The sequence below is a fragment of the Burkholderia sp. AW49-1 genome (assembly GCF_053427845.1).
Genome location: NZ_JBSAXF010000015.1, coordinates 123,868 through 145,107 on the forward strand (window position 1 = coordinate 123,868; position 21,240 = coordinate 145,107).

The following is a 21,240-nucleotide window of genomic DNA, read 5'->3' on the forward strand; positions in this document are numbered from 1 at the left end:
TCCGCCACGCGCCCATGACCCTCGACTGGCTACATCTCGGCACTCTGATCCTGGCCATCCACGTGCTCGGGATCATCGCGGCGTGTCACGCGATCCTGAACACGCGCACGTCGCAAGGCGCGATCGCGTGGGCCGTGTCGCTCGCCGCGATGCCGTACCTGACGCTCATCCCGTATCTGTTCCTCGGCCGCAGCAAGTTCTCGGGCTACGTCGACGCACGGCGCCACGAGATGGAAGCGCTGCGCACGCACACGCCGCGCGCGCCGTGGCCCGATGCGGACGCAACCGATGGGCCGGCCGCCGACGCGATCGGCCGGGCCGCCGTGCTCGCGCTCACGCGGCTGGGCGGCATGCCGTTCGTCGGCGGCAATGCGGTGCGCACGCTCGTGAACGGCGATGCAGCCTTTTCGGCGATCCTGTCGGCGATCGACGCCGCTCGCGACTACGTAATCGTCCAGTTCTTCATCGTGCGCGACGACGCGCTCGGCCAGATGCTGCGCGACGCGCTGCTCGCCCGCGCGGCGGCCGGCGTGCGCTGCTACTTGCTGTACGACAGCATCGGTAGCTTCGACCTGCCGCACAGCTATGTCGACACGCTGCGCCGCGGCGGCGTCGAGGTTCATCCGTTCGCGACCCACCGCAAGTTCGTCAACCGCTTCCAGCTCAACTTCCGCAACCATCGCAAGATCGTCGTCGTCGACGGCAATCGCGCGTTCGTCGGCGGCCTCAACGTCGGCGTCGAATATCTTGGCGCGAACCGGCGCCTGTCGCCGTGGCGCGACACCCATATCGAGATCCGCGGCCCGGTGGTGGCCAGCGTTCAGAACGTGTTCGCCGAAGACTGGCACTGGGCCACACAGCGGCTGCCGACGCTCGCCCCGCCGCCGGAAGCGCTGTCTGACGACGCGATGCATTGCCTCGCCGTGCCGATGGGGCCGGCAGACAAACAGGAAACCGGCTCGCTGTTCTTCGTCGAGGCGATCAACGCCGCGCGCGAACGGGTCTGGATCACGACGCCGTATCTCGTGCCCGACGAAGCGGTGATCGCCGCGCTGAAGCTCGCGGTGATGCGCGGTGTCGACGTGCGCATCCTGATCCCGAGCCGGCGCGACCACTACGTCGTGTTCGAGGCGTCCAGGCTCTATGCGCGCGATCTCGTCGACGCGGGCGTCAAGGTGTTCCGCTACCGGCCCGGCTTCCTGCATCAGAAGGTCGTACTGATCGACCGCGTCGCCGCCGCGATCGGCAGCGCGAATCTCGACAACCGCTCGTTCCGGCTCAACTTCGAAATCATGGTGCTGACCGTCGATCGCACGTTCGCCGACGAGGTGGAGGCCATGCTCGACGCCGATTTCGCGCAAGCCTACGAAGTCGATGCGAACGAGTATCGGCACTCGCCCGCGTGGCGACGCATCGCGATGCACATTGCGCGCCTGTTCGCACCGATCCTGTAGCGGCCGCGCGAGCGCGAAACCTGCGCCGCCCGGATAACGGCACACGCTCTCACCGCGTTCGCTCGGCGTCGTGGCCACTGCCCGCTCGGTCCTGACAACCCGCCCGCCGCTTCAGGGCGTTACAACAGCTTGTCGATATCCGCGGCGATTTCCTCGGGCTTGGTCGACGGCGCGTAGCGCTTGACGATCCGCCCGTCACGGTCGATCAGGAATTTCGTGAAATTCCACTTGATCGCCTTGAGGCCGAGGATGCCGGGCGCCTCGTCGGTCAGGTAGCGGTACAGCGGATGCGCGTGGTCGCCCTTCACGTCGATCTTCGCGAACATCGGGAACGTGACGCCGTAGTTGCGCTCGCAGAATGCGCCGATCTGCGTGGCGTCGCCCGGCTCCTGCTTGCCGAACTGGTTGCACGGAAAGCCGAGCACGAAGAAACCGCGCGCCGCGTACTGGTCGTACAGCTTCTGCAGGCCCGCATACTGCGGCGTGAAACCGCACTCGCTCGCGGTATTGACGATCAGCAACACCTTGCCGCGGTACGCATCGAGCGACGCCGGCTCACCGGCGAGCGTCTCTGCGCTGAACGAATACAGGGTGGACATCGGTGCACTCCTTTTACGAAACCGGATCGACGTGGAGTCTAGGCCAAATCGCGCCGTTGCGGCACCTGCCGAACGGCCGATATCCGGGGCGACGCGCGCGCAGTCTAGAATAGCGGTTTTGGTCAGTCATTCCCGCCGTGATCCGTTTCAATCAGTTCAGCCTTGCGCGCGGCACCAAGCCGCTGTTCGAGTCGGCCTCGTTCGTGCTCAATCCCGGCGAAAAGGCCGGCCTGATCGGCGCAAACGGCGCCGGCAAATCGACGCTGTTCTCGGTCCTGCGCGGCGAGCTGCATTCCGACGCGGGCGATTTCGCGATGCCGCCGTCGTGGCGGATCGCCCACGTGTCGCAGGAAACGCCCGCCGTCGATCGCTCGGCGCTCGACTACACGCTCGACGGCGACACCGCGCTGCGCGAGATCGAAGCGCGTATCGCCGCCGCCTCGGCCGCGCATGACGGCGCGGCCGAGGCCGACGCACATGCGGCCTTCGCCGACGCCGACGGCTATACCGCGCCCGCGCGCGCCGAAGCGCTGCTGCTCGGCCTGGGCTTCACGCTCGCGCAGACGCGCGAATCGGTCGCCAGCTTCTCCGGCGGCTGGCGCATGCGGCTGAACCTCGCGCAGGCACTGATGTGCCGCTCCGACCTGCTGCTGCTCGACGAACCGACCAACCACCTCGACCTCGACGCGATCGTCTGGCTCGAGGACTGGCTGCACCGCTACGCCGGCACGCTCGTCGTGATCTCGCACGACCGCGAATTCCTCGACTCGATCTGCAACGTCACGCTCCATCTGGAAAATCGCCAGGTGAAGCGCTACGGCGGCAATTACTCGCAGTTCGAAGTGCTGCGTGCGCAGCAACTGGCGCTGCAGCAAAGCGCATACGAAAAGCAGCAGAAAACGATCGAGCACCTGCAGAGCTTCGTCGACCGCTTCAAGGCCAAGGCGACGAAGGCCAAGCAGGCGCAAAGCCGGATGAAGGCGCTCGAGAAGATGGAGCTGATCGCGCCGGCGCACATCGCGTCGCCGTTCACCTTCGAGTTCCGCACACCCGACGCCGCGCCGAATCCGATGATGGTGATGGAGGACGTCCGCTGCGGCTACCATGCCGACGACGGCACGGACATCCCGATCGTCGAACGCGTGGCGCTGTCGATCCAGAACGGCCAGCGCATCGGCCTGCTCGGCGCGAACGGCCAGGGCAAGTCGACGCTGATCAAGACGCTGGCCGGCACGCTCGCGCCGCTGTCGGGCCACGTGCGCGACGGCAAGGGGCTGACGATCGGCTATTTCGCGCAGCACCAGCTCGAAACACTGCGCGAGGACGATTCGCCGCTCGCGCATCTCGCACGGCTCGCCCCCGAAACGCGTGAGCAGGAACTGCGCGACTTCCTCGGCGGCTTCAATTTCTCGGGCGACATGGCGACGAGCCCGGTCGGCCCGTTTTCGGGCGGTGAGAAAGCGCGGCTCGCGCTCGCGCTGATCATCTGGCAGAAGCCGAACCTGCTGCTGCTCGACGAACCGACCAATCACCTCGACCTCGAAACGCGTCACGCGCTGACGATGGCGCTCGCGCAGTTCGAAGGCACGCTGATCCTCGTCTCGCACGACCGCCACCTGCTGCGCGCGACCACCGACCAGTTCATGCTCGTCGCGAAACACCGTCTGCAGCCGTTCGACGGCGATCTCGACGATTACCGCGACTGGCTGTTGCAACATGCGGCCGAGCAGCGCGCGGCCGCGAAGGCCGACAGCGTGGCAGCGGGCGTGGATCCGGGCGTCAACCGCAAGGATCAGAAACGTCAGGCGGCCGAGGAGCGCCAGCGGCTGTCGCAGTTGAAGAAGCCTCTGCAGAACCGCATCACGAAGCTCGAAAAGGAAATGGAAACGCTGCACGCGGAGAAGGCGCGCCTCGACGCGTTCGTCGCCGATCCGGCGAGCTACGAGGCCGCACGCAAGACGGAATTGACCGACGCGATCCGCAAGCTCGGTGAGGTCAATACCCGGCTCGAAACGGTCGAGGCGGACTGGCTCGCCGTGCAGGAAGAGCTCGAGCAGATCGGCTGACCACAGCCCGGGCGCCGTCGGCCGATCGCTTCATCGCCCACGCGCGGCATCCCCGGGATGCGTCAACGCCCGACGCACCAGCCCGACTGCGCCGAGCCCGGAAACGACAAGGCCGGGCACCCAGGCCCGGCCTTGTCGTCATTGTCGCGTTCGCCGTTGTCGTGTCGGCCGTCCGTCGGCTCGCCGCCCACTCAACGCCGCGGCAACGTATCGCGCGGCAACTGCTCGTCGTCATCCATCAGATGACGCCGCCCTTCGGTCGGCCGGCGGATCGCCGCGGCGATCTCGGCTTCCGTTACGTCCTCGGACACGACCCGGCGCGCGAGGCGCCCTTCGTCGTCGATCCATTCGACGATCCGGCATCCGCCGCCCCACGGCTGAACGATCGGCTCCGACACGCGGCAGCCGCGCAGGTTGTAACTGCGTCCGCCCGGCGTTTCCCCATACTGTTTGAACATAGGTTCCCTTCGCATTGCGCGGTTCGACAACCCGGGAAAGGATAGGGAAAAGCGATGTCCGGCGGGTTACATCAGCCTACATATTCTTTACAACGAATTACGCGACAGATCGCGGTCGGCCGGCACGCGCGGTTGCCGGCCACGCACGGTCATTCGAGATCGCGCACGCGATCGATCGCCTGCTCGATTCGCTCGACGGCCATCACGTTCAGCCCTTCGATCGGCTGTTTCGGCGCGTTCGCCTTCGGGATCAGCGCTGCGGTGAAACCGAGCTTCGCCGCCTCGCGCAGCCGTTCCTGACCGCGTGGAGACGGCCGGATCTCGCCCGCCAGCCCCACTTCGCCGAACACGATCAGGCCCTTCGGCAGCGCCTTGTTGCGCATCGACGAATGGATCGCGAGCAGCACTGCGAGGTCGGCGGCCGGTTCGGTGATCTTCACGCCGCCCACCGCGTTCAGGAACACGTCCTGATCGAAACACGCGATGCCCGCGTGCCGGTGCAGCACCGCGAGCAGCATCGCGAGCCGGTTCTGCTCGAGGCCGACCGCTAGCCGGCGCGGATTCGGCACGTGAGCCGTATCGACGAGCGCCTGGATTTCGACGAGCAGCGGGCGCGTGCCCTCCTGCGTGACGAGCACGCAGGAACCCGGCACGACCTGCTCGTGCTGCGACAGGAACAGCGCGGACGGGTTCGCGACACCGCGCAGCCCGCGCTCGGTCATCGCGAACACACCGAGCTCGTTGACCGCCCCGAAGCGGTTCTTGAACGCGCGCACGAGCCGGAACGACGAATGGGTATCGCCTTCGAAGTACAACACCGTGTCGACGATGTGCTCGAGCACGCGCGGGCCGGCGAGGTTGCCCTCCTTCGTCACGTGCCCGACCATGATGATCGCGGTGCCGGACTGCTTCGCGATGCGCGTGAGCTGCGCCGCGCACTCGCGCACCTGGGCCACCGAACCGGGCGCCGACGTCAGCGCTTCGGAATAGACGGTCTGGATCGAGTCGATGACGGCGACGTCCGGCCGTTCCGCATCGATCGCGGCCTGGATCTTCTCGAGCTGGATCTCGGCGAGCAGCTTCAGCTCGGCCGCCGGCGCGCCACCGTCGAGCAGCGCGAGCCGTTGCGCGCGCAACGCGATCTGCGCGGCCGATTCCTCGCCGCTGATATAGAGTGCACGACGCTCGCTGGCGATGTCCGCGAGCGACTGCAGCAACAGCGTCGACTTGCCGATACCCGGATCGCCTCCGATCAGCACGACACCGCCCGGCACCAGGCCGCCGCCCAGCACGCGGTCGAATTCGCCGATGCCGGTCGAGAAGCGCGGCACGTCGGCCGCCTCGATGTCGACGAGCCGCTGCACGGGCGCCCGCTTCGCGAGCGACTGGAAGCGATGGGCGGCCGGCGACTCGGCGACGGATTCGACGAGTGTGTTCCAGGCCTGGCACGACGGGCATTGCCCCTGCCATTTCGGGGTCTGTCCGCCGCACTCGCTGCAGACGTAGACGGTTTTCTGTTTGGCCACGCGTGCTGCCCTTATTCCGCGCGCACCGGTACGCGGCCGGCAACCGCGCACATCAGTTCATAGCCGATGGTCCCGCAATGGCGCGCGACGTCGTCGATCGGCAGCGCGTTGCCCCACAGCTCGACCCGCGCGCCGACGCCGGCCTGTGGGCACGGCGTCAGGTCGACGGTAATCATGTCCATCGACACGCGGCCGACGATCCGCGTGCGGATGCCGTCGACGATCACCGGCGTGCCCTCGGGCGCGACGCGCGGATAGCCGTCCGCATAGCCGCACGCGACGACGCCGATGCGCATCTGCGCCGGCGCGGAGAACGTCGAGCCGTAACCGATCGCCTGCCCCTTCGCGATCGTCTGCACGGCGATCAACTCGGACGCGAGCGTCATCGCGGGCTTCAGGCCCGTGTCGGCGATGTCGGTCGACAGCCCCGACGGCGATGCGCCATACAGCACGATCCCGGGGCGCACCCAGTCGAAGTGCGTATCCGGATGCCACAGCACGGCCGCCGAATTCGCGAGGCTGCGCGCACCGGCAATGTTTTCCGCACCGCGCTCGAACGTCGCGAGCTGGTCGGCCACGCCCCGCTCATTGTCGGCGTCGGAAAAATGGGTCATCAACGTAATCTGGCCGATGCCGGGGCACGCACGGGCGCGCTCCCACGCCGCGCGGTATTTCTCCGGCACGTAGCCGAGCCGGTTCATCCCGCTGTTCATCTTGAGCTGCACGTTGACGGGCTTCGACAGCCGCGCCGTTTCCAGCATCCGCATCTGCTCGTCGTTGTGGACGGTGGTCGTCAGGCTGTAGCGGTCGATCACGTCGATGTCGGTCGAGCGGAAGAACCCCTCGAGCAGCAGGATCGGGCCGGCCCAGCCGAGCTCGCGCAGCTTCACGGCCTCGTCGAGGTCGAGCAGGCCGAAGCCGTCGGTGCCGCGCAGGCCGGGAAACACGCGCGCGAGACCGTGGCCGTATGCGTTGGCCTTGACGACCGCCCAGACCTTGGACGGGCCGGCAAATCGGCGGACGACGGAAAGATTGTTCGCGAGAGCGGCGGTATGGATGGTGGCGGAGATCGGGCGCGGCATGGGAAATTTACGTAAAGACGCTTGCGAATCATCAGCTTACCGCGCCTTTTGAGCACCGAAGCCGACAATTTGCGGAACGATCGGGGAATCTTGCTAGTCCGAACTGCCGTATTTTCGTGTTATAAAGCCGTGCGCACAACCCATTTCGAACGGAATAAGCCGATCGCATACCAGGCGGCCTACGCGGCCCTGCCGCAGCGACGAAAGCATCGCATCAGATGAAAAAAGGTTTTTACACCATCATGGCCGCGCAGTTTTTCTCGTCGTTGGCCGACAATGCGCTTCTCATCGCCGCCATCGCCCTGCTGAAAGACCTCCACGCTCCCAACTGGATGACACCGCTGCTCAAGCTGTTCTTCGTGTTGTCCTACGTGGTGCTGGCGGCGTATGTCGGTGCGTTCGCCGACTCGCGCCCGAAGGGCCGCGTGATGTTCATCACCAACTCGATCAAGGTGATCGGCTGCATGATCATGCTGTTCGGCGCGCATCCGCTGATCGCGTACGGGATCGTCGGCTTCGGCGCCGCGGCCTACTCGCCCGCGAAATACGGCATTCTGACCGAGCTGCTGCCGGCCGACAGGCTCGTCGCCGCGAACGGCTGGATCGAGGGCACGACCGTCAGCTCGATCATTCTCGGCACCGTGCTCGGCGGCGCACTGATCAGCCCGCACATCGCGTCGCACGTGATCGCGCACACGCCGGCCTGGATCGCCACGCCTGCCGAAGCAGCGATGGTGATCATCATGGCGATCTACGTGATCGCCGCCATCTTCAACCTCCGGATCCCCGATACGGGCGCGCGCTATCCGAAGCAGGAGCGCGGCCCGGTCAAGCTCCTCACCGACTTCGCCGACTGCTTCATGGTGCTCTGGCGCGACAAGCTCGGCCAGATCTCGCTCGCTGTCACGACGCTATTCTGGGGCGCCGGCGCGACGCTGCAGTTCATCGTGCTGAAGTGGGCCGAAGTCTCGCTCAACATGTCGCTGTCCGAAGGCGCGATCCTGCAGGCCGTGGTCGCGGTCGGTGTCGCGGGCGGCGCGATTGCCGCCGCCGCGCGGATACCGCTGAAGAAGTCGCTCACCGTGCTGCCGGTCGGCATCATCATGGGCATCGCGGTCATGCTGATGGCGTTCTACACGCGCGACCTGTTCCCGACGCACTGGGCCCTGCACTTCGGCCACCTGCGCCTGCCGGCATACCTGATCGTCGCGTACATCTTCCTGATCTGCGTCGGCGCGCTGTCCGGCTACTTCGTGGTTCCGATGAACGCCCTGCTACAGCATCGCGGCCACGTGCTGCTGTCGGCCGGCCACTCGATCGCGGTGCAGAATTTCAACGAGAACCTGTCGGTGCTCGTGATGCTGTGCCTGTATGCGGTGCTGGTCTGGCTCGACGTGCCGGTCGGCGTCGTGATCGTGCTGTTCGGCACGTTCGTATGCCTGACGATGTGGCTCGTGATGCGCCGCCACCAGGCGAACCAGCGTCAGTTCGACTCGGTCGCGCTGATCGGCGAATCGCGGCACTGACGCTACACTTCCCGTTTTCGTCCGTCGGCGCCGGTCTTCGAACCGGCGCCTCGCCATCATGACTCACCCGATACCCAACGTCCTGACGATCGCCGGCTCCGACTCGGGCGGCGGCGCGGGCATCCAGGCCGACATCAAGACTTTCTCCGCGCTCGGCGCGTACGGCGCGAGCGTGATCACCGCGCTGACCGCGCAGAACACGCGCGGCGTGACGGGCGTGCACACGCCGGATGCCGCGTTCGTGACCGCGCAGCTCGACGCGGTGTTCGACGACATCCGCATCGACGCGGTCAAGATCGGCATGCTCGCGAACGCGGCGATCGTGCACGCGGTGGCCGACGCGCTGCGGCGCCATGCGCCGCGCTTCATCGTGCTCGACACCGTGATGATCTCGAAGAGCTCGCACACGCTGCTCGCGCCCGACGCGGTCGACGCATTGCGCGAAGCGCTGCTGCCGCTCGCGACCGTGGTCACGCCGAACCTGCCCGAAGCGGCTGCCCTGCTCGGGGATGCGCCCGCGACGACCGAAGACGAGATGGTCCGGCAAGGCCGGGCGCTGCTGAAGACCGGCGCATGCGCCGTGCTGATGAAGGGCGGCCATTTGCCCGACGCGGCCGCGAGCCCCGACTGGCTCGTCGATGCGGTGCATACGGTGCGATTCGTCGGCGCGCGCGTGCCGGTCAGCAACACGCACGGCACCGGCTGTACGCTGTCGTCGGCGATCGCCGCGCTGCTGCCGCAACTGCCCGATCTCGAGAGCGCGGTGCGCGAAGCGAAGGCCTATCTGACCGGCGCGATCGCCGCGAGCGGCCAGCTCGACGTCGGCCACGGCGTCGGGCCCGTCCATCACTTCCATCGCTGGTGGTGAACGCCGGCTGACGCGGCGTCAGTGGTCCTGCGCGGCGAACGCCCGCGCACGCGCCGGCCAGTCGTCCGGGACGATGAAACCGCGCGCCGTCTCCCGCCATACGCCGTCGCTGTCCTGTCGATGCACGCCGATCAGCGCAGGCGCCTGGCGCGCCGTCAATACGGACGGTAGCTCGATCGACTGCGCCAGCGGTTCGGGCGCGGCGTCCGCCGCCGCCCGCCGCGGCGCGAGCCACGCCAGCCGCGGCAGCACGTTCCACGCCGCTCCACCAGGTTGCGCGGCCGCCCAGGCCGGCCACTGCGCATGCGTGAGCCAGAACCCGCGCGGATGATCGACCGCGATTTCCGCGGCCACCGGCGGCAGCGGCACGCCGTGCGGATAGAACAGCCAGCCCTTGATGAACATCTGCGCATCGGACGGCGCGCCGTAGCCGAGCAGCGCGAACCCGTGGCGATCGCTCAGCCTCAATTGATGCTCGAGCAACCGGCTGCGCTTGCGGTCGAGGCGGTCGACGAGATTCGGTCCGACGAAATCCGCGAGCGATGCGTCGCCGTCCACCGGCGCGCATAGATAGCACTTCACCGCGAGTTCCCAGTGCAGGCGCTGCCCGCCCGGCGCATCGACGAGGAAATCGACTTCACCGAGCGTCTTGCCGTTGCTGCGCAGCGGCAGATTGGCGGCGACGAGCCGCAGCGACGGCCCGTGCGTGAGGAAATACTCGAGCAGGCATTCGGCATAGCGGCCGAGTCGCACGGGCCGCTGGCCGTCGAGCGCCCTGTGCAGCGGCTCCGGCGCAGCGTCGAGCGCGACGAGCCACGCTTCGACGGCCACCCGCTCGACCGCGTCCGACCACGGATGCGCGAGCGGTGCGCCGGGTGCCGCGGTGAGCAGGCTCGGGCTCGCCAGAAGCCAGCCCAGATCGCGGACCGCGGCATCGTGCAGCGTATCGACGAACGCGAACGCCGCTCCGCGCGTCATTGTCCGGCCGGCTCGTTCGCGTCGACGCCCTCCGCCCGCTGGAACGTATCGCGCGCCAGGCACAGGTCGGCCCACGCCTTCGACTTGTCCTGCAGACTGCGCAGCAGGTACGCAGGGTGATAGGTAACGATCACCGGCACGCCTTCGTACGCGTGCACGCGGCCGCGCAGCGAGGCAATGCTCGCGTCCGTCTTCAGCAGCGTCTGCGCGGCGAAGCGGCCGAGCGCGACGATCAGCTTCGGCTTCACGAGCGCGACCTGGCGCTGCAGGTACGGCTCGCAGCGCGCGACCTCGTCCGGTTCCGGATTGCGGTTGCCCGGCGGGCGGCACTTGATCACGTTGGCGATGTAGACGTTGTCACCGCGCTTGAGCGCGAGCGACTGCAGCATGTTGTCGAGCAGCTTGCCGGCCTGGCCGACGAACGGCTCGCCCTGCTTGTCCTCGTTCTCGCCCGGCGCCTCGCCGATCAGCATCCAGTCCGCCTCCCGATCGCCGACACCGAACACGGTATTGGTGCGCTTCTCGCACAGGCGGCAGCTCGTGCAGCCGGCGACGCGTGCGGCCAGCGCATCCCAGTCGAGCATCGCCACCGGGGTAGCGGCGGGACGCGATTCGGCCGGCGGCAGCGGATCGCCGGGCGGCGCCGCGTCGAACCAGGCGAAATCGTCCTCGGTGACGGGCGGCATGTCGTCCGCGGCAGCGGCCGGTGCGGGCGGGGTGGGCGCACGGTCGTCATCGCGCGCGACACGTGCGGCCGAAGCGGCTTCGCCCGCCGGTGCCGCATCGCGTGCGGTTGCGCCGACCGGTGGCGTAACGTCACGTGCGAACGCGCGCGTCGCAGGTGGCTGCGTGTCGCGAGGCTGTTCCGCGACCGGCCGAGGCGTTGCCGAGACGGTTGCGCTCGCAACGGCGGATACCTCGTCCCCGGCGCCGGACGCGGCTGTCGGCGTTGCGCCCGCTTCATCGCTTTGCGCACGCTGCCCGCGCCGGATCCAAATTTGCGCGAGCCCCATTTCCTCGAGCGCTGCTTCAGCCCACGCCATGCACGTCCCCTTCGTCCTTGTTCAGCGTCAGACGCATCACGATCGCGTCCTCCCGGCTGCGATGCCGCGCCGGATAGTAGTTCTTGCGCCGGCCGATCGTCACGAAACCGAAGCGCTCGTACAGATGGATCGCGCGCGGATTGGACGGCCGCACCTCGAGCAACACGCCGTCGAGCCGTTCGGCACGCGAGATGCGCACGGCTTCGCGCAGCAGTGCGAGGCCCGCGCCCGACTGCTGGGCCGCCGGGGCGACGCACAGGTTCAGCAGGTGCATCTCGTCGATGACCGGCATCAGCACGCAATAGCCGACGAGCGCACCCGTCACGTGCCGCAGGCACACGCCGAAATAGCCGTTGCGCAGCGAATCTTCGAAATTGCCGCGACTCCACGGAAATTCGTACGCGACCTGCTCGATCGCGACGACTTCGTCGAGATCGGTATCCGTCATCGGCGACAGATAGCGGTCGCTCAACAATACGCCCGTCATCCTTTCGCTCCGCCCGTCTGCGCGGCGCGGGCCGCGATACGCTCGGCGGTGGTCTGCGCGACCTTGTCGCGCACGTACTCCGGTGCAGCCTGGTCGGCCGCCACCGTCCGGCCGGCGCGGAACGCACGCAGCGCGGCATGCGCCACCGCCAACGCGTGCGGCAGCGCGTCGCCGTCGATCACGGCCGCGGCAGCCGCGGCCGGCAGCTGCGTGCCGAATGCGGCCGCCGCGTTGCCCGCAAGCGTGAACGGCGCGTCGGGCACACCGACGTCACCCGGCGCATCGAGCGAGGCAGGATGCAGCGTGCGCCAGTCGCCCGCCTGGTCGTCCCACGCGAAGTCGGCCCAGTACGCTTCGTCCATCCGCGCATCGAGCGCGGCCAGCACGCGCGTCGTGCCGGGCGCGCGCAGCCGCGCATGCTCGGCGCACGCGAGCAGCGTGCTGACCGGCACGACCGGCAGCCCGCGCCCGAACGCGAGACCTTGAGTAATGCCGGTCGCGGTACGCAGCCCGGTGAACGAGCCGGGGCCCGCGCCGAACGCAATCGCGTCGCAATCGGCGAACGTGAGGCCCGATTCGGCGAAGAGCTCCTGGATGGCCGGCAGCACGCGCGTGCTCGACACGGCGCCCGTCAGTTCGTGGCGGATCCAGGTTTGCGGGGTGGAAACGGCGTCATCGGCCGAAGCCGAGCGCAGCAGCGCGACCGAGCAGTATTCGGTCGACGTATCGATGGCGAGGAGCACTGTTTGCGTCATGGCCGACATTGTAATGCGGCGCCCCGCTCCCACGGGCGATCGGACCCGATCGCATTGCGCGCGCCGCGCGGCCGGCGGTTTGGAAGGATCGCTCGACCCCGCGCGGCACGGCGCTTGATAAGATCGCCCGACTTGAAACCCTACGGAGACACACGATGAGCGAACTCACCGCCCGATTCGACCAGGCCCAGATCGACGTCAAGCAACTGACCGAGCGACCGGGCAACCTGACCCTGCTGCGCCTGTACGCGCTCTTCAAGCAGGCGACCGACGGCGACGCGCACGGCGACAAGCCGGGCTTCACCGATATCGTCGGCAAGTACAAGTACGACGCGTGGGAAGCGCTGAAAGGCACGACCCAGGATGCGGCGAAGCAGCAATACATCGAACTCGTCGAATCGCTGAAGAACGGCACGGCGTCCTGACCTGCCCTGCCCGCCGCAATAGGCAATCAAATCAGTGGCGCAGCGCAGCAAATCTCTTTATAATGCTGGCTGCGTCACCTCCCGCGCTCGGCTCGCAAGCCGTTCCGGCCCGACGCCTCGTAGCGTTAAGCTCCAATCCGGTTTAGAACCTGTCCCCTCCTGCTTCGACCCTCGCGGTCGTCACTTATCAGGCTGGCGGCCCCGCTCCTGAAGCGCGCCGCACCCAAAACAGCTTCTAATGCCTCATCCGCCGACGGTTCGGCGGATTGCACCCGTTTCCCGATTTGCTCGCTGAATCCGACGACTTGGGTATGCGCGATTGGCGCCGACGTTTCACCCACTGTGTTTCAAGGATTGTTATGACTTCGAGCATCAACTCCAGCCCGCTCAACGCGATCGCCGACCAGGCGCTCGGTCTCGACGACGCCGCCGCACCGGCAGCGGTCGAACCGGCGTCGGACGAGCCGACTTTCGCGTCGCTCGGGTTGTCGCCGGAGATCGTCTCCGCGCTGCAGGCCGCCGGCTACGCCAAGCCGACGCCGGTCCAGCAGCGCGCGATTCCGGCCGGCATCGCCGGCCGGGACCTGCTAGTGTCGAGCCCGACCGGTTCGGGCAAGACGGCCGCATTCATGCTGCCCGCGATCGAACGTTTCGCGCAGCTTCAGAAGACGCTGGCGCAGCAACCGCGTGCGCCGCGCGACCCGAACCAGGGCGACCGCCGTGCGCGCCGCCCGCAACCCGTCGCCCGCCCGGGCCTGCTCGTGCTGACGCCGACCCGTGAACTCGCGATGCAGGTCACCACGGCCGCGTCGACCTACGGCAAGCACCTGAAGCGCCTGCGCACGGTCAGCATCCTCGGCGGCGTCGCCTACGGTCAGCAGCTGATGCTGCTCGCGAAGAACCCCGAGATCCTGGTCGCCACGCCGGGCCGCCTGCTCGACCACCTCGAGCGCGGCCGCATCGACCTGTCCGAACTGAAGATGCTCGTGCTCGACGAAGCCGACCGCATGCTCGACATGGGCTTCATCGACGACATCGAGACGATCGTCGCCGCGACCCCCGAGTCGCGCCAGACGATGCTGTTCTCGGCCACGCTCGACGGCAAGATCGGTTCGCTGACGAGCCGCCTGCTGAAGGATCCGGAGCGCATCGAGATCACGGCGAAGATCGAGTCGCGCGCGAACATCGCGCAGACCGTACACTACGTCGACGACCGCGATCACAAGGATCGCCTGCTCGATCACCTGCTGCGCGACGGCGCGCTTGATCAGGCGATCATCTTCACGGCGACCAAGATCGACGCCGACCAGCTCGCCGGCCGTCTCGCCGACGCCGGCTTCCAGTCGGCGGCGCTACACGGCGATCTGCCGCAGGGCGCGCGCAACCGCACCATCCGTGCGCTGCGCGAGCGCCGCGTGCGCGTGCTGGTCGCGACCGACGTCGCGGCCCGCGGCATCGACATCCCGGGCATCACGCACGTGTTCAACTACGACCTGCCGAAGTTCGCGGAAGACTACGTCCACCGTATCGGCCGTACGGGCCGTGCCGGCCGTTCGGGCACCGCGGTGAGCCTCGTGCACCACGCCGAACAAGGCGCGCTCAAGCGCATCGAGCGCTTCGTGCGCTCGCCGCTGCCGGTCAACGTGATCGAAGGCTTCGAGCCGCGCAAGGCTCCCCCGCGCAACGATCGCGGCACCGGTGGCCGCGGCCGTCCGGGCGGCGGTAACGGCGGGCGTCGTTTCGGCGGCAAGCCGGGCGGCGGTCATGGCGGCAACGGCCGCAGCTACGGCGGCGGCAATGGCGGCGGCTGGAGCGGCAAGCCGGGCGGTAGCCGTGATGGCGGCCCGCGTCGCGACGGCCAGCGCAGCGGCGGCCCACGTCGCAGCAATTCGGCGTCGTAAGCACGCCCGGGCGGCCCTTGCGCCGCCCCGCCCATTCGGCAGACCGGCGCACCCGCGCCGGTTTTTTTTCGTCCCGCGCCAAATTTCACGATGCGGAAAATTTTTTTGAGTCGTAAAAAATCATGCTGCGCGGCACAACCTTACAATTGCGAGATGGGAAAAATCGTTTCTAATTGTGAAACCAGAACTGCAAGATATTGATTAATAACAACTAAAAATTTTCAAACTTCCTGAGCCACCCCCTGTTTCGCTCCGGTCGGTTTGCCTAGACTCTTATACAAGACTTCCCGAAACAATACGCACTCTGCCCCTGTTTCGGGAACAGCTTCAGCACCGACCGATCTGGCAACACACCGCATCAAGGAGCTCATCATGTCGCGACAGCAACAGGCACAGGAACTGCAAAAGCAATGGGAAACCGATCCGCGCTGGAAGGGGATCAAGCGCAGCTACACGGCTGAGGACGTGGTTCGCCTGCGCGGTTCGATCGCCGTCGAGCACACGCTCGCCAAGCGCGGCGCGGAAAAGCTGTGGACGCTCATCAACGAGGAGCCGTTCGTCAACGCGCTCGGCGCGCTGACCGGCAACCAGGCGATGCAGCAGGTGAAGGCGGGGCTGAAGGCGATCTACCTGTCCGGCTGGCAGGTGGCCGGCGACGCGAACGTCGCGGGCGAAATGTATCCGGACCAGTCGCTGTACCCGGCGAACTCGGTGCCGCTCGTCGTCAAGCGCATCAACAACACGCTGACGCGTGCCGACCAGATCCAGTGGTCCGAAGGCAAGAACCCGGGCGACGAAGGATACGTCGACTTCTTCGCGCCGATCGTTGCCGATGCGGAAGCCGGCTTCGGCGGCGTGCTGAACGCGTTCGAACTGATGAAGGCGATGATCGAGGCAGGCGCGTCGGGCGTCCACTTCGAGGACCAGCTCGCGTCCGTGAAGAAGTGCGGCCACATGGGCGGCAAGGTGCTCGTGCCGACGCGCGAAGCGGTCGCGAAGCTCTCGGCGGCGCGTCTCGCGGCCGACGTGATGGGCACGCCGACCGTGCTGGTCGCGCGGACCGACGCCGAAGCGGCGGATCTGATCACATCCGACATCGACGACAACGACAAGCCGTTCCTGACGGGCGAGCGCACGGTAGAAGGCTTCTTCCGGACGAAGCCGGGCATCGGGCAGGCGATCTCGCGCGGCCTCGCGTATGCGCCGTACGCCGACCTCGTCTGGTGCGAAACGGGCAAGCCGGATCTCGAGTACGCGAAGAAATTCGCCGAAGCGATCCACAAGCAGTTCCCGGGCAAGATGCTGTCGTACAACTGTTCGCCGTCGTTCAACTGGAAGAAGAACCTCGACGACGCGACGATCGCGAAGTTCCAGAAGGAGCTCGGCGCGATGGGCTACAAGTTCCAGTTCATCACGCTGGCCGGCTTCCATGCGCTGAACTACTCGATGTTCAACCTCGCGCACGGCTATGCCCGCACGCAGATGAGCGCGTTCGTCGAACTGCAGCAGGCCGAGTTCGCGGCGGCGGACAAGGGCTTCACGGCCGTCAAGCACCAGCGCGAAGTCGGCACCGGCTACTTCGACGCGGTCACGCAGACGGTCGAGCGCGAAGCCTCGACGACCGCGCTGCATGGCTCGACCGAAGACGAACAGTTCTTCGACGGCAAGAAGGTCGCATAACGCGCGAAAAAAGGCGCCACGCCGAGGCCCGCCCGTCATGCGACGGCGCGGCATCGGCTGCACGGGACAACAATCAGGGAGGAGACGGCCGGCGCGCGGTGACCCGTGCGACCCGCCGCGCGGCCTGCGGCCGCCAGCAACGACGCGCGCCGGCTTCGTCCGGCGCGCTTTTTTTCAGCGGCGCTGCCGTGCCGCCGCACGCGCGGCCACATACGGCGCCGCGTCTACCGATAGACGATCACCGGAATTTTCGTATGGGTCAGCACGCGCTGCGTTTCGCTGCCGATCAGCAGACTGCCGAGCCCGCGTCGCCCGTGCGACGCCATGAAGATCACGTCGCAGCCACCGCGTTCAGCTGCCTCGATGATGCCGAGGTACGGCGACGGATGCACGCTGGTCCAGCTGTCGCATACGACGCCGGCCGCCTTCGCGGCCGCCTGCACGTCGTCCAGGTGCGCGCGCGCCTCGCGCTCGCTACGCGCCCGGAAATCGGCGGGCGGTTCGATGATCACTTCGGAAAACGGCGAGTATGGATACTGCGGCAGGCACGCATAGGCCGTGACCTGCGCGCCGACCGCGCGCGCCAGGTCGATCGCGCCGTCGATCGCCTTCTGCGACAGCTCGGAGCCGTCGGTTGGAACGAGGATGTGCCGGAACATCGCGCCCTCCTGCGTCAGACGCATCGCGCGCGCCGCGACCCCATGCGGGCCGACCCCGGCGTGTCGCGCATGCCAGTTTCGATTGTAGTGCGCGAAACCGGGCGACCGGCGCCGGCAGCGGGTTCGCCCTCATATCGGAAACGCGCGGGCGGGCGCGCCCTACTCGCCCCAATACCCCGGCCGCTCGTACGTATGTTTCAGGTAATCGAGAAACAGGCGCACGCGCAGCGGCAGGTGGCGGCGCTGCGGAAATACCGCGTGGATGCCGATCGGCGGCGCCGCGAACGCATCGAGCACGCTGACGAGGCGCCCGGCAGCGATGTCGTCGCCGACTTCCCACCACGAGCGCCATGCCAGGCCGTACCCGGCGAGGCACCACTCGTGCAGCACCGCGCCGTCCGAGCATTCCATCGTGCCGTTCACGCGAATCGACACGACCTTGCTGTCCTCCTGGAACGCCCAGCCCCGCTGCTGGTTCGCGTTCGCGGCGAGCGCGAGGCAGTTGTGGCGCGCGAGTTCGGCGAGCGTGACCGGCGTGCCGCGCCGCGCGAGATACGCGGGAGACGCGACGCACACGCGCCGGTTCTCGCCGAGCTTCAGCGACACCAGCGACGAATCGGGCAGCTCGCCGAGCCGCACCGCGCAATCGAACCCTTCGTTGACGAGATCGACCATGCGGTCGGACAGATCGAGCGTGACGGACACGTCCGGGTGCGCGCCGCTGAATTCGGGCACGAGCGGCGCGACGTGGCGCCGGCCAAAGCCGGCCGGTGCGGAAATGCGCAGGTGGCCGCTCGCCTTCACACCGCCGGCGGACACGCTCGCCTCGGCGTTCTGCATGTCGTTGATGATCCGCTGGCAATCCTCGAGGAAGGCCGAACCCTCGAAGGTCAGCGTGAGCTTGCGCGTCGTGCGCACCAGCAGCTTGACGCCGAGCCGCTCCTCGAGCGCGTCGAGGCGGCGGCCGATGATCGCCGGTGCGACACCTTCCGCGTGCGCGGCCGCCGACAGGCTGCCCTTCGCCGCAACCGCGGCGAACGTTTCGATCTGTTTGAACCGGTCCATGACTCGCCAGGGCGGCGCTGCCGCCCTTCAAATAGCTTGAGCGGTCAAGATTATGTATATGAAAGTAAAAGATCAAGTGATGATTAGCGTCTTTTTTAGCACCTGTTATCACGAATAGAATCGACCCGACCTCTGAAACTGGAGCGCAAGGCTATGTCGGCCACAACGACACTCTCCTCTCCCGACGCAATCCTCTTCGACGCATTCGGCACGTTGTTCGACGTGCATGCGGTCGTGGCCGCGGCAGAGCAGATGTTTCCCGGTCACGGGGAGCGGTTATCGCAGCTGTGGCGACGCAAGCAAATCGAATACTCGCAGTTGCGCACGCTCGCCGATCCGTCCGGCGCCCGCTATCGGCCGTTCCGCGACATCACGCTCGACGCGCTGCGGTTCGCCGCGCGCCTGCTCGGCCTCGCGCTGAACAGCGCGGCCGAAAAGCGGCTGATGGACGAATACGCGTGCCTGTCCACCTATCCCGACACGGTGCCCGCGCTGCGCAAGCTGCGCGCGCTCGAACCGCGCCCGCCGCTCGCGATCCTGTCGAACGGCAACCCGGAGATGCTCGACATCGCGATCAAGAGCGCCGGCATGTCCGGCCTGTTCGATCGTGTGCTGTCCGCCGATGCGGTGCGCGCGTACAAGCCGAGCCCGGTCGCGTACGCACTCGGCACCGCTGCGTTCGGCGCGAATCCGCGCGACATCGTGTTCGTGTCGTCGAACGCCTGGGACGTCGCGGGCGCCGCCTGGTTCGGCTACACGACGTTCTGGCTCAACCGCACGGGCGCGCCCGCCGAGGAACTCGGCGTGCCGCCCGACGGCACCGGCAGCGGCATGGCCGACCTGCTCGCATTCCTCGCCACCCCGGCTTCGTCCGGCAGACCCGCGAACCGCGCGCGCCCCGGCCCGGGCGCATGACGTTCGCGGCGCTGCCGCCTCCCCCTTTCACCGAAACCGCAACTGACCGACCAAGGAGATGAGACTCATGAGCACCCCGATCACGCTGCCGCAAGGCATGGCGATCACCGGCGAAATCAAGCCGGGTTACGAAGCGATCCTGACGCCTGAAGCGCTCGCACTCGTCGCTGCGCTGCACCGCGCGTTCGAGCCGCGCCGCCAGGCACTGCTGCAGGCCCGCGTCGAGCGCACCAAGCGCCTCGACGCCGGCGAACGCCCCGATTTCCTGGCCGATACGAAAGCGATCCGCGAAGGCGACTGGAAGGTCGCGCCGCTGCCGGCCGATCTGCAATGCCGCCGCGTCGAGATCACCGGCCCCGTCGAGCGCAAGATGATCATCAACGCGCTGAACTCCGGCGCCGATTCGTACATGACGGACTTCGAGGATTCGAACGCGCCGAACTGGACGAACCAGATCGACGGCCAGATCAACCTGAAGGACGCCGTGCGCCGCACGATTTCGCTCGAGCAGAACGGTAAGTCGTACCGGCTGAACGACAAGGTCGCGACGCTGATCGTGCGTCCGCGCGGCTGGCACCTCGACGAGAAGCACGTGACGGTCGACGGCCAGCGCGTGTCCGGCGGCATCTTCGATTTCGCGCTGTTCCTGTTCCACAACGCGAAGGAACTGATCGCGCGCGGCTCGGGCCCGTACTTCTACCTCCCGAAGATGGAAAGCCATCTCGAGGCGCGCCTGTGGAACGACATCTTCGTCGTCGCACAGGAGGCAGTTGGCGTGCCGCGCGGCACGATCCGAGCGACGGTGTTGATCGAGACGATCCTCGCGGCGTTCGAGATGGACGAGATCCTGTACGAGCTGCGCGAACACAGCTCGGGCCTGAACGCCGGCCGCTGGGACTACATCTTCTCGGCGATCAAGAAGTTCAAGAACGACCGCGACTTCTGCCTGGCCGATCGCTCGAAGATCACGATGACGGTGCCGTTCATGCGCGCATACGCGCTGCTGCTGCTGAAGACCTGTCACAAACGCAACGCGCCGGCGATCGGCGGGATGAGCGCGCTGATTCCGATCAAGAACGATCCGGAAGCGAACGACAAGGCGATGGGCGGCGTGCGGTCGGACAAGCAGCGCGACGCGACCGACGGCTACGACGGCGGCTGGGTCGCGCACCCGGGCCTCGTGCCGATCGCGATGGAAGAATTCGTCAAGGTGCTCGGCGACAAGCCGAACCAGATCGCGAAGCAGCGCGACGACGTCCAGATCGAAGGGAAGAACCTGCTCGACTTCCAGCCCGAAGCACCGATCACCGAAGCCGGCCTGCGCAACAACATCAACGTCGGCATCCATTATCTCGGCGCCTGGCTCGACGGCAACGGCTGCGTGCCGATCCACAACCTGATGGAAGACGCGGCGACCGCCGAGATTTCCCGCTCGCAGGTGTGGCAGTGGATCCGCTCGCCGAAGGGCGTGCTCGACGACGGCCGCAAGGTCACCGCTGAGCTCGTACGCGAATTCGCGAAGGCCGAGCTTGAGAACGTGAAGCGTTCGGTCGGCGGCAACACGCAACCGTACGAGCGTGCCGCGGCGATCTTCGAACAGATGTCGACGTCGGAAGGCTTCACCGAATTCCTGACGCTGCCGCTGTACGAGGAAATCTGACGAAGCGGACCGGGTCGACCTGCTCGCCCCGTCCTGCCCGCCGGTCGCGCGACGCGCGACACGCAACACGGCGGCATGAAAAAAGCGCCCCGC

The 21,240-nt window shown here is 67.2% G+C and carries 19 protein-coding genes; 9 read left to right on the forward strand and 10 right to left on the reverse strand.

Going from position 1 to position 21,240, the window contains the following annotated elements:
- Positions 1 to 14 precede the first annotated feature (14 nt).
- Positions 15 to 1,454: a cardiolipin synthase gene (gene cls / locus ACV22W_RS22270; protein WP_448021772.1), complete on the forward strand. Its 1,440-nt coding sequence runs from the start codon at positions 15 to 17 to the stop codon at positions 1,452 to 1,454.
- A 119-nt stretch (positions 1,455 to 1,573) separates the two neighbouring features.
- Here the strand turns inward: cls and ACV22W_RS22275 are convergent, their stop codons facing one another.
- Positions 1,574 to 2,053 (reverse strand): glutathione peroxidase, encoded by a 480-nt coding sequence (locus ACV22W_RS22275; protein WP_124622425.1) that lies wholly within the window; start codon positions 2,051 to 2,053, stop codon positions 1,574 to 1,576.
- Positions 2,054 to 2,190: 137 nt separating this feature from the next.
- On the opposite strand from ACV22W_RS22275, the gene ACV22W_RS22280 reads away from it, so the two are divergent.
- Positions 2,191 to 4,119 (forward strand): ATP-binding cassette domain-containing protein, encoded by a 1,929-nt coding sequence (locus ACV22W_RS22280; protein WP_448021774.1) that lies wholly within the window; start codon positions 2,191 to 2,193, stop codon positions 4,117 to 4,119.
- Positions 4,120 to 4,310: 191 nt separating this feature from the next.
- On the opposite strand, the gene ACV22W_RS22285 is transcribed toward ACV22W_RS22280, so the two are convergent.
- The 3 genes from ACV22W_RS22285 to alr all read right to left on the reverse strand — a co-directional run bounded on the left by ACV22W_RS22285 (position 4,311) and on the right by alr (position 7,185).
- Positions 4,311 to 4,577, reverse strand: a complete 267-nt coding sequence (locus ACV22W_RS22285) for a DUF2866 domain-containing protein (protein ID WP_448021776.1) — start codon at positions 4,575 to 4,577, stop codon at positions 4,311 to 4,313.
- A 149-nt stretch (positions 4,578 to 4,726) separates the two neighbouring features.
- The gene (gene radA, locus ACV22W_RS22290; RefSeq protein ID WP_044847946.1) at positions 4,727 to 6,103 is read right to left on the reverse strand and encodes a DNA repair protein RadA; all 1,377 of its coding nucleotides are present in this window, start codon (positions 6,101 to 6,103) and stop codon (positions 4,727 to 4,729) included.
- 11 nt (positions 6,104 to 6,114) lie between these two features.
- A complete protein-coding gene (gene alr, locus ACV22W_RS22295; RefSeq protein ID WP_448021777.1) occupies positions 6,115 to 7,185 on the reverse strand; it encodes an alanine racemase in 1,071 nt (356 codons plus the stop codon).
- Between the two features lie 218 nt (positions 7,186 to 7,403).
- On the opposite strand from alr, the gene lplT reads away from it, so the two are divergent.
- Together lplT and thiD are read left to right on the forward strand one after the other, a co-directional pair.
- On the forward strand, positions 7,404 to 8,711 hold the full coding sequence (lplT, locus tag ACV22W_RS22300) for a lysophospholipid transporter LplT (protein WP_448021778.1): 1,308 nt from the start codon (positions 7,404 to 7,406) through the stop codon (positions 8,709 to 8,711).
- 58 nt (positions 8,712 to 8,769) lie between these two features.
- The gene (gene thiD, locus ACV22W_RS22305) at positions 8,770 to 9,579 is read left to right on the forward strand and encodes a bifunctional hydroxymethylpyrimidine kinase/phosphomethylpyrimidine kinase (RefSeq protein WP_448021780.1); all 810 of its coding nucleotides are present in this window, start codon (positions 8,770 to 8,772) and stop codon (positions 9,577 to 9,579) included.
- Positions 9,580 to 9,597: 18 nt separating this feature from the next.
- Here the strand turns inward: thiD and ACV22W_RS22310 are convergent, their stop codons facing one another.
- From ACV22W_RS22310 to tsaB, 4 genes are read right to left on the reverse strand one after another with little or no spacing between them, the layout of a single operon-like run.
- The gene (locus ACV22W_RS22310) at positions 9,598 to 10,557 is read right to left on the reverse strand and encodes a DUF1853 family protein (protein WP_448021782.1); all 960 of its coding nucleotides are present in this window, start codon (positions 10,555 to 10,557) and stop codon (positions 9,598 to 9,600) included.
- Complete coding sequence (locus tag ACV22W_RS22315) at positions 10,554 to 11,600, reverse strand: uracil-DNA glycosylase family protein (protein ID WP_448021784.1); 1,047 nt, start codon at positions 11,598 to 11,600, stop codon at positions 10,554 to 10,556. The genes ACV22W_RS22310 and ACV22W_RS22315 overlap by 4 nt, the downstream gene beginning before the upstream one ends.
- Entirely contained in the window at positions 11,587 to 12,087 is a 501-nt protein-coding gene (rimI, locus tag ACV22W_RS22320; protein WP_448021786.1) for a ribosomal protein S18-alanine N-acetyltransferase, read from the reverse strand. The genes ACV22W_RS22315 and rimI overlap by 14 nt, the downstream gene beginning before the upstream one ends.
- Positions 12,084 to 12,851, reverse strand: coding sequence for a tRNA (adenosine(37)-N6)-threonylcarbamoyltransferase complex dimerization subunit type 1 TsaB (tsaB, locus tag ACV22W_RS22325; protein WP_448021788.1), 768 nt, complete (start codon positions 12,849 to 12,851; stop codon positions 12,084 to 12,086). The genes rimI and tsaB overlap by 4 nt, the downstream gene beginning before the upstream one ends.
- Before the next feature lie 146 nt (positions 12,852 to 12,997).
- On the opposite strand from tsaB, the gene ACV22W_RS22330 reads away from it, so the two are divergent.
- The 3 genes from ACV22W_RS22330 (at position 12,998) to aceA (ending at position 16,848) form a co-directional block, all read left to right on the forward strand.
- Positions 12,998 to 13,267: an acyl-CoA-binding protein gene (locus ACV22W_RS22330; RefSeq protein ID WP_448021790.1), complete on the forward strand. Its 270-nt coding sequence runs from the start codon at positions 12,998 to 13,000 to the stop codon at positions 13,265 to 13,267.
- A 359-nt stretch (positions 13,268 to 13,626) separates the two neighbouring features.
- Positions 13,627 to 15,168 (forward strand): DEAD/DEAH box helicase, encoded by a 1,542-nt coding sequence (locus ACV22W_RS22335; RefSeq protein WP_448021791.1) that lies wholly within the window; start codon positions 13,627 to 13,629, stop codon positions 15,166 to 15,168.
- A gap of 372 nt (positions 15,169 to 15,540) precedes the next feature.
- Entirely contained in the window at positions 15,541 to 16,848 is a 1,308-nt protein-coding gene (gene aceA / locus ACV22W_RS22340) for an isocitrate lyase (RefSeq protein ID WP_448021792.1), read from the forward strand.
- 224 nt (positions 16,849 to 17,072) lie between these two features.
- Here aceA and ACV22W_RS22345 read toward each other — a convergent pair whose 3' ends face one another.
- Both ACV22W_RS22345 and ACV22W_RS22350 read right to left on the reverse strand, forming a co-directional pair.
- Positions 17,073 to 17,507, reverse strand: a complete 435-nt coding sequence (locus tag ACV22W_RS22345; RefSeq protein WP_057929788.1) for a universal stress protein — start codon at positions 17,505 to 17,507, stop codon at positions 17,073 to 17,075.
- Between the two features lie 159 nt (positions 17,508 to 17,666).
- Positions 17,667 to 18,572 (reverse strand): LysR family transcriptional regulator, encoded by a 906-nt coding sequence (locus ACV22W_RS22350; protein ID WP_448021794.1) that lies wholly within the window; start codon positions 18,570 to 18,572, stop codon positions 17,667 to 17,669.
- A gap of 153 nt (positions 18,573 to 18,725) precedes the next feature.
- On the opposite strand from ACV22W_RS22350, the gene ACV22W_RS22355 reads away from it, so the two are divergent.
- Together ACV22W_RS22355 and aceB are read left to right on the forward strand one after the other, a co-directional pair.
- Entirely contained in the window at positions 18,726 to 19,487 is a 762-nt protein-coding gene (locus ACV22W_RS22355; RefSeq protein WP_448021796.1) for a haloacid dehalogenase type II, read from the forward strand.
- Positions 19,488 to 19,554: 67 nt separating this feature from the next.
- Complete coding sequence (aceB, locus tag ACV22W_RS22360) at positions 19,555 to 21,147, forward strand: malate synthase A (RefSeq protein WP_448021798.1); 1,593 nt, start codon at positions 19,555 to 19,557, stop codon at positions 21,145 to 21,147.
- Positions 21,148 to 21,240 lie beyond the last annotated feature (93 nt).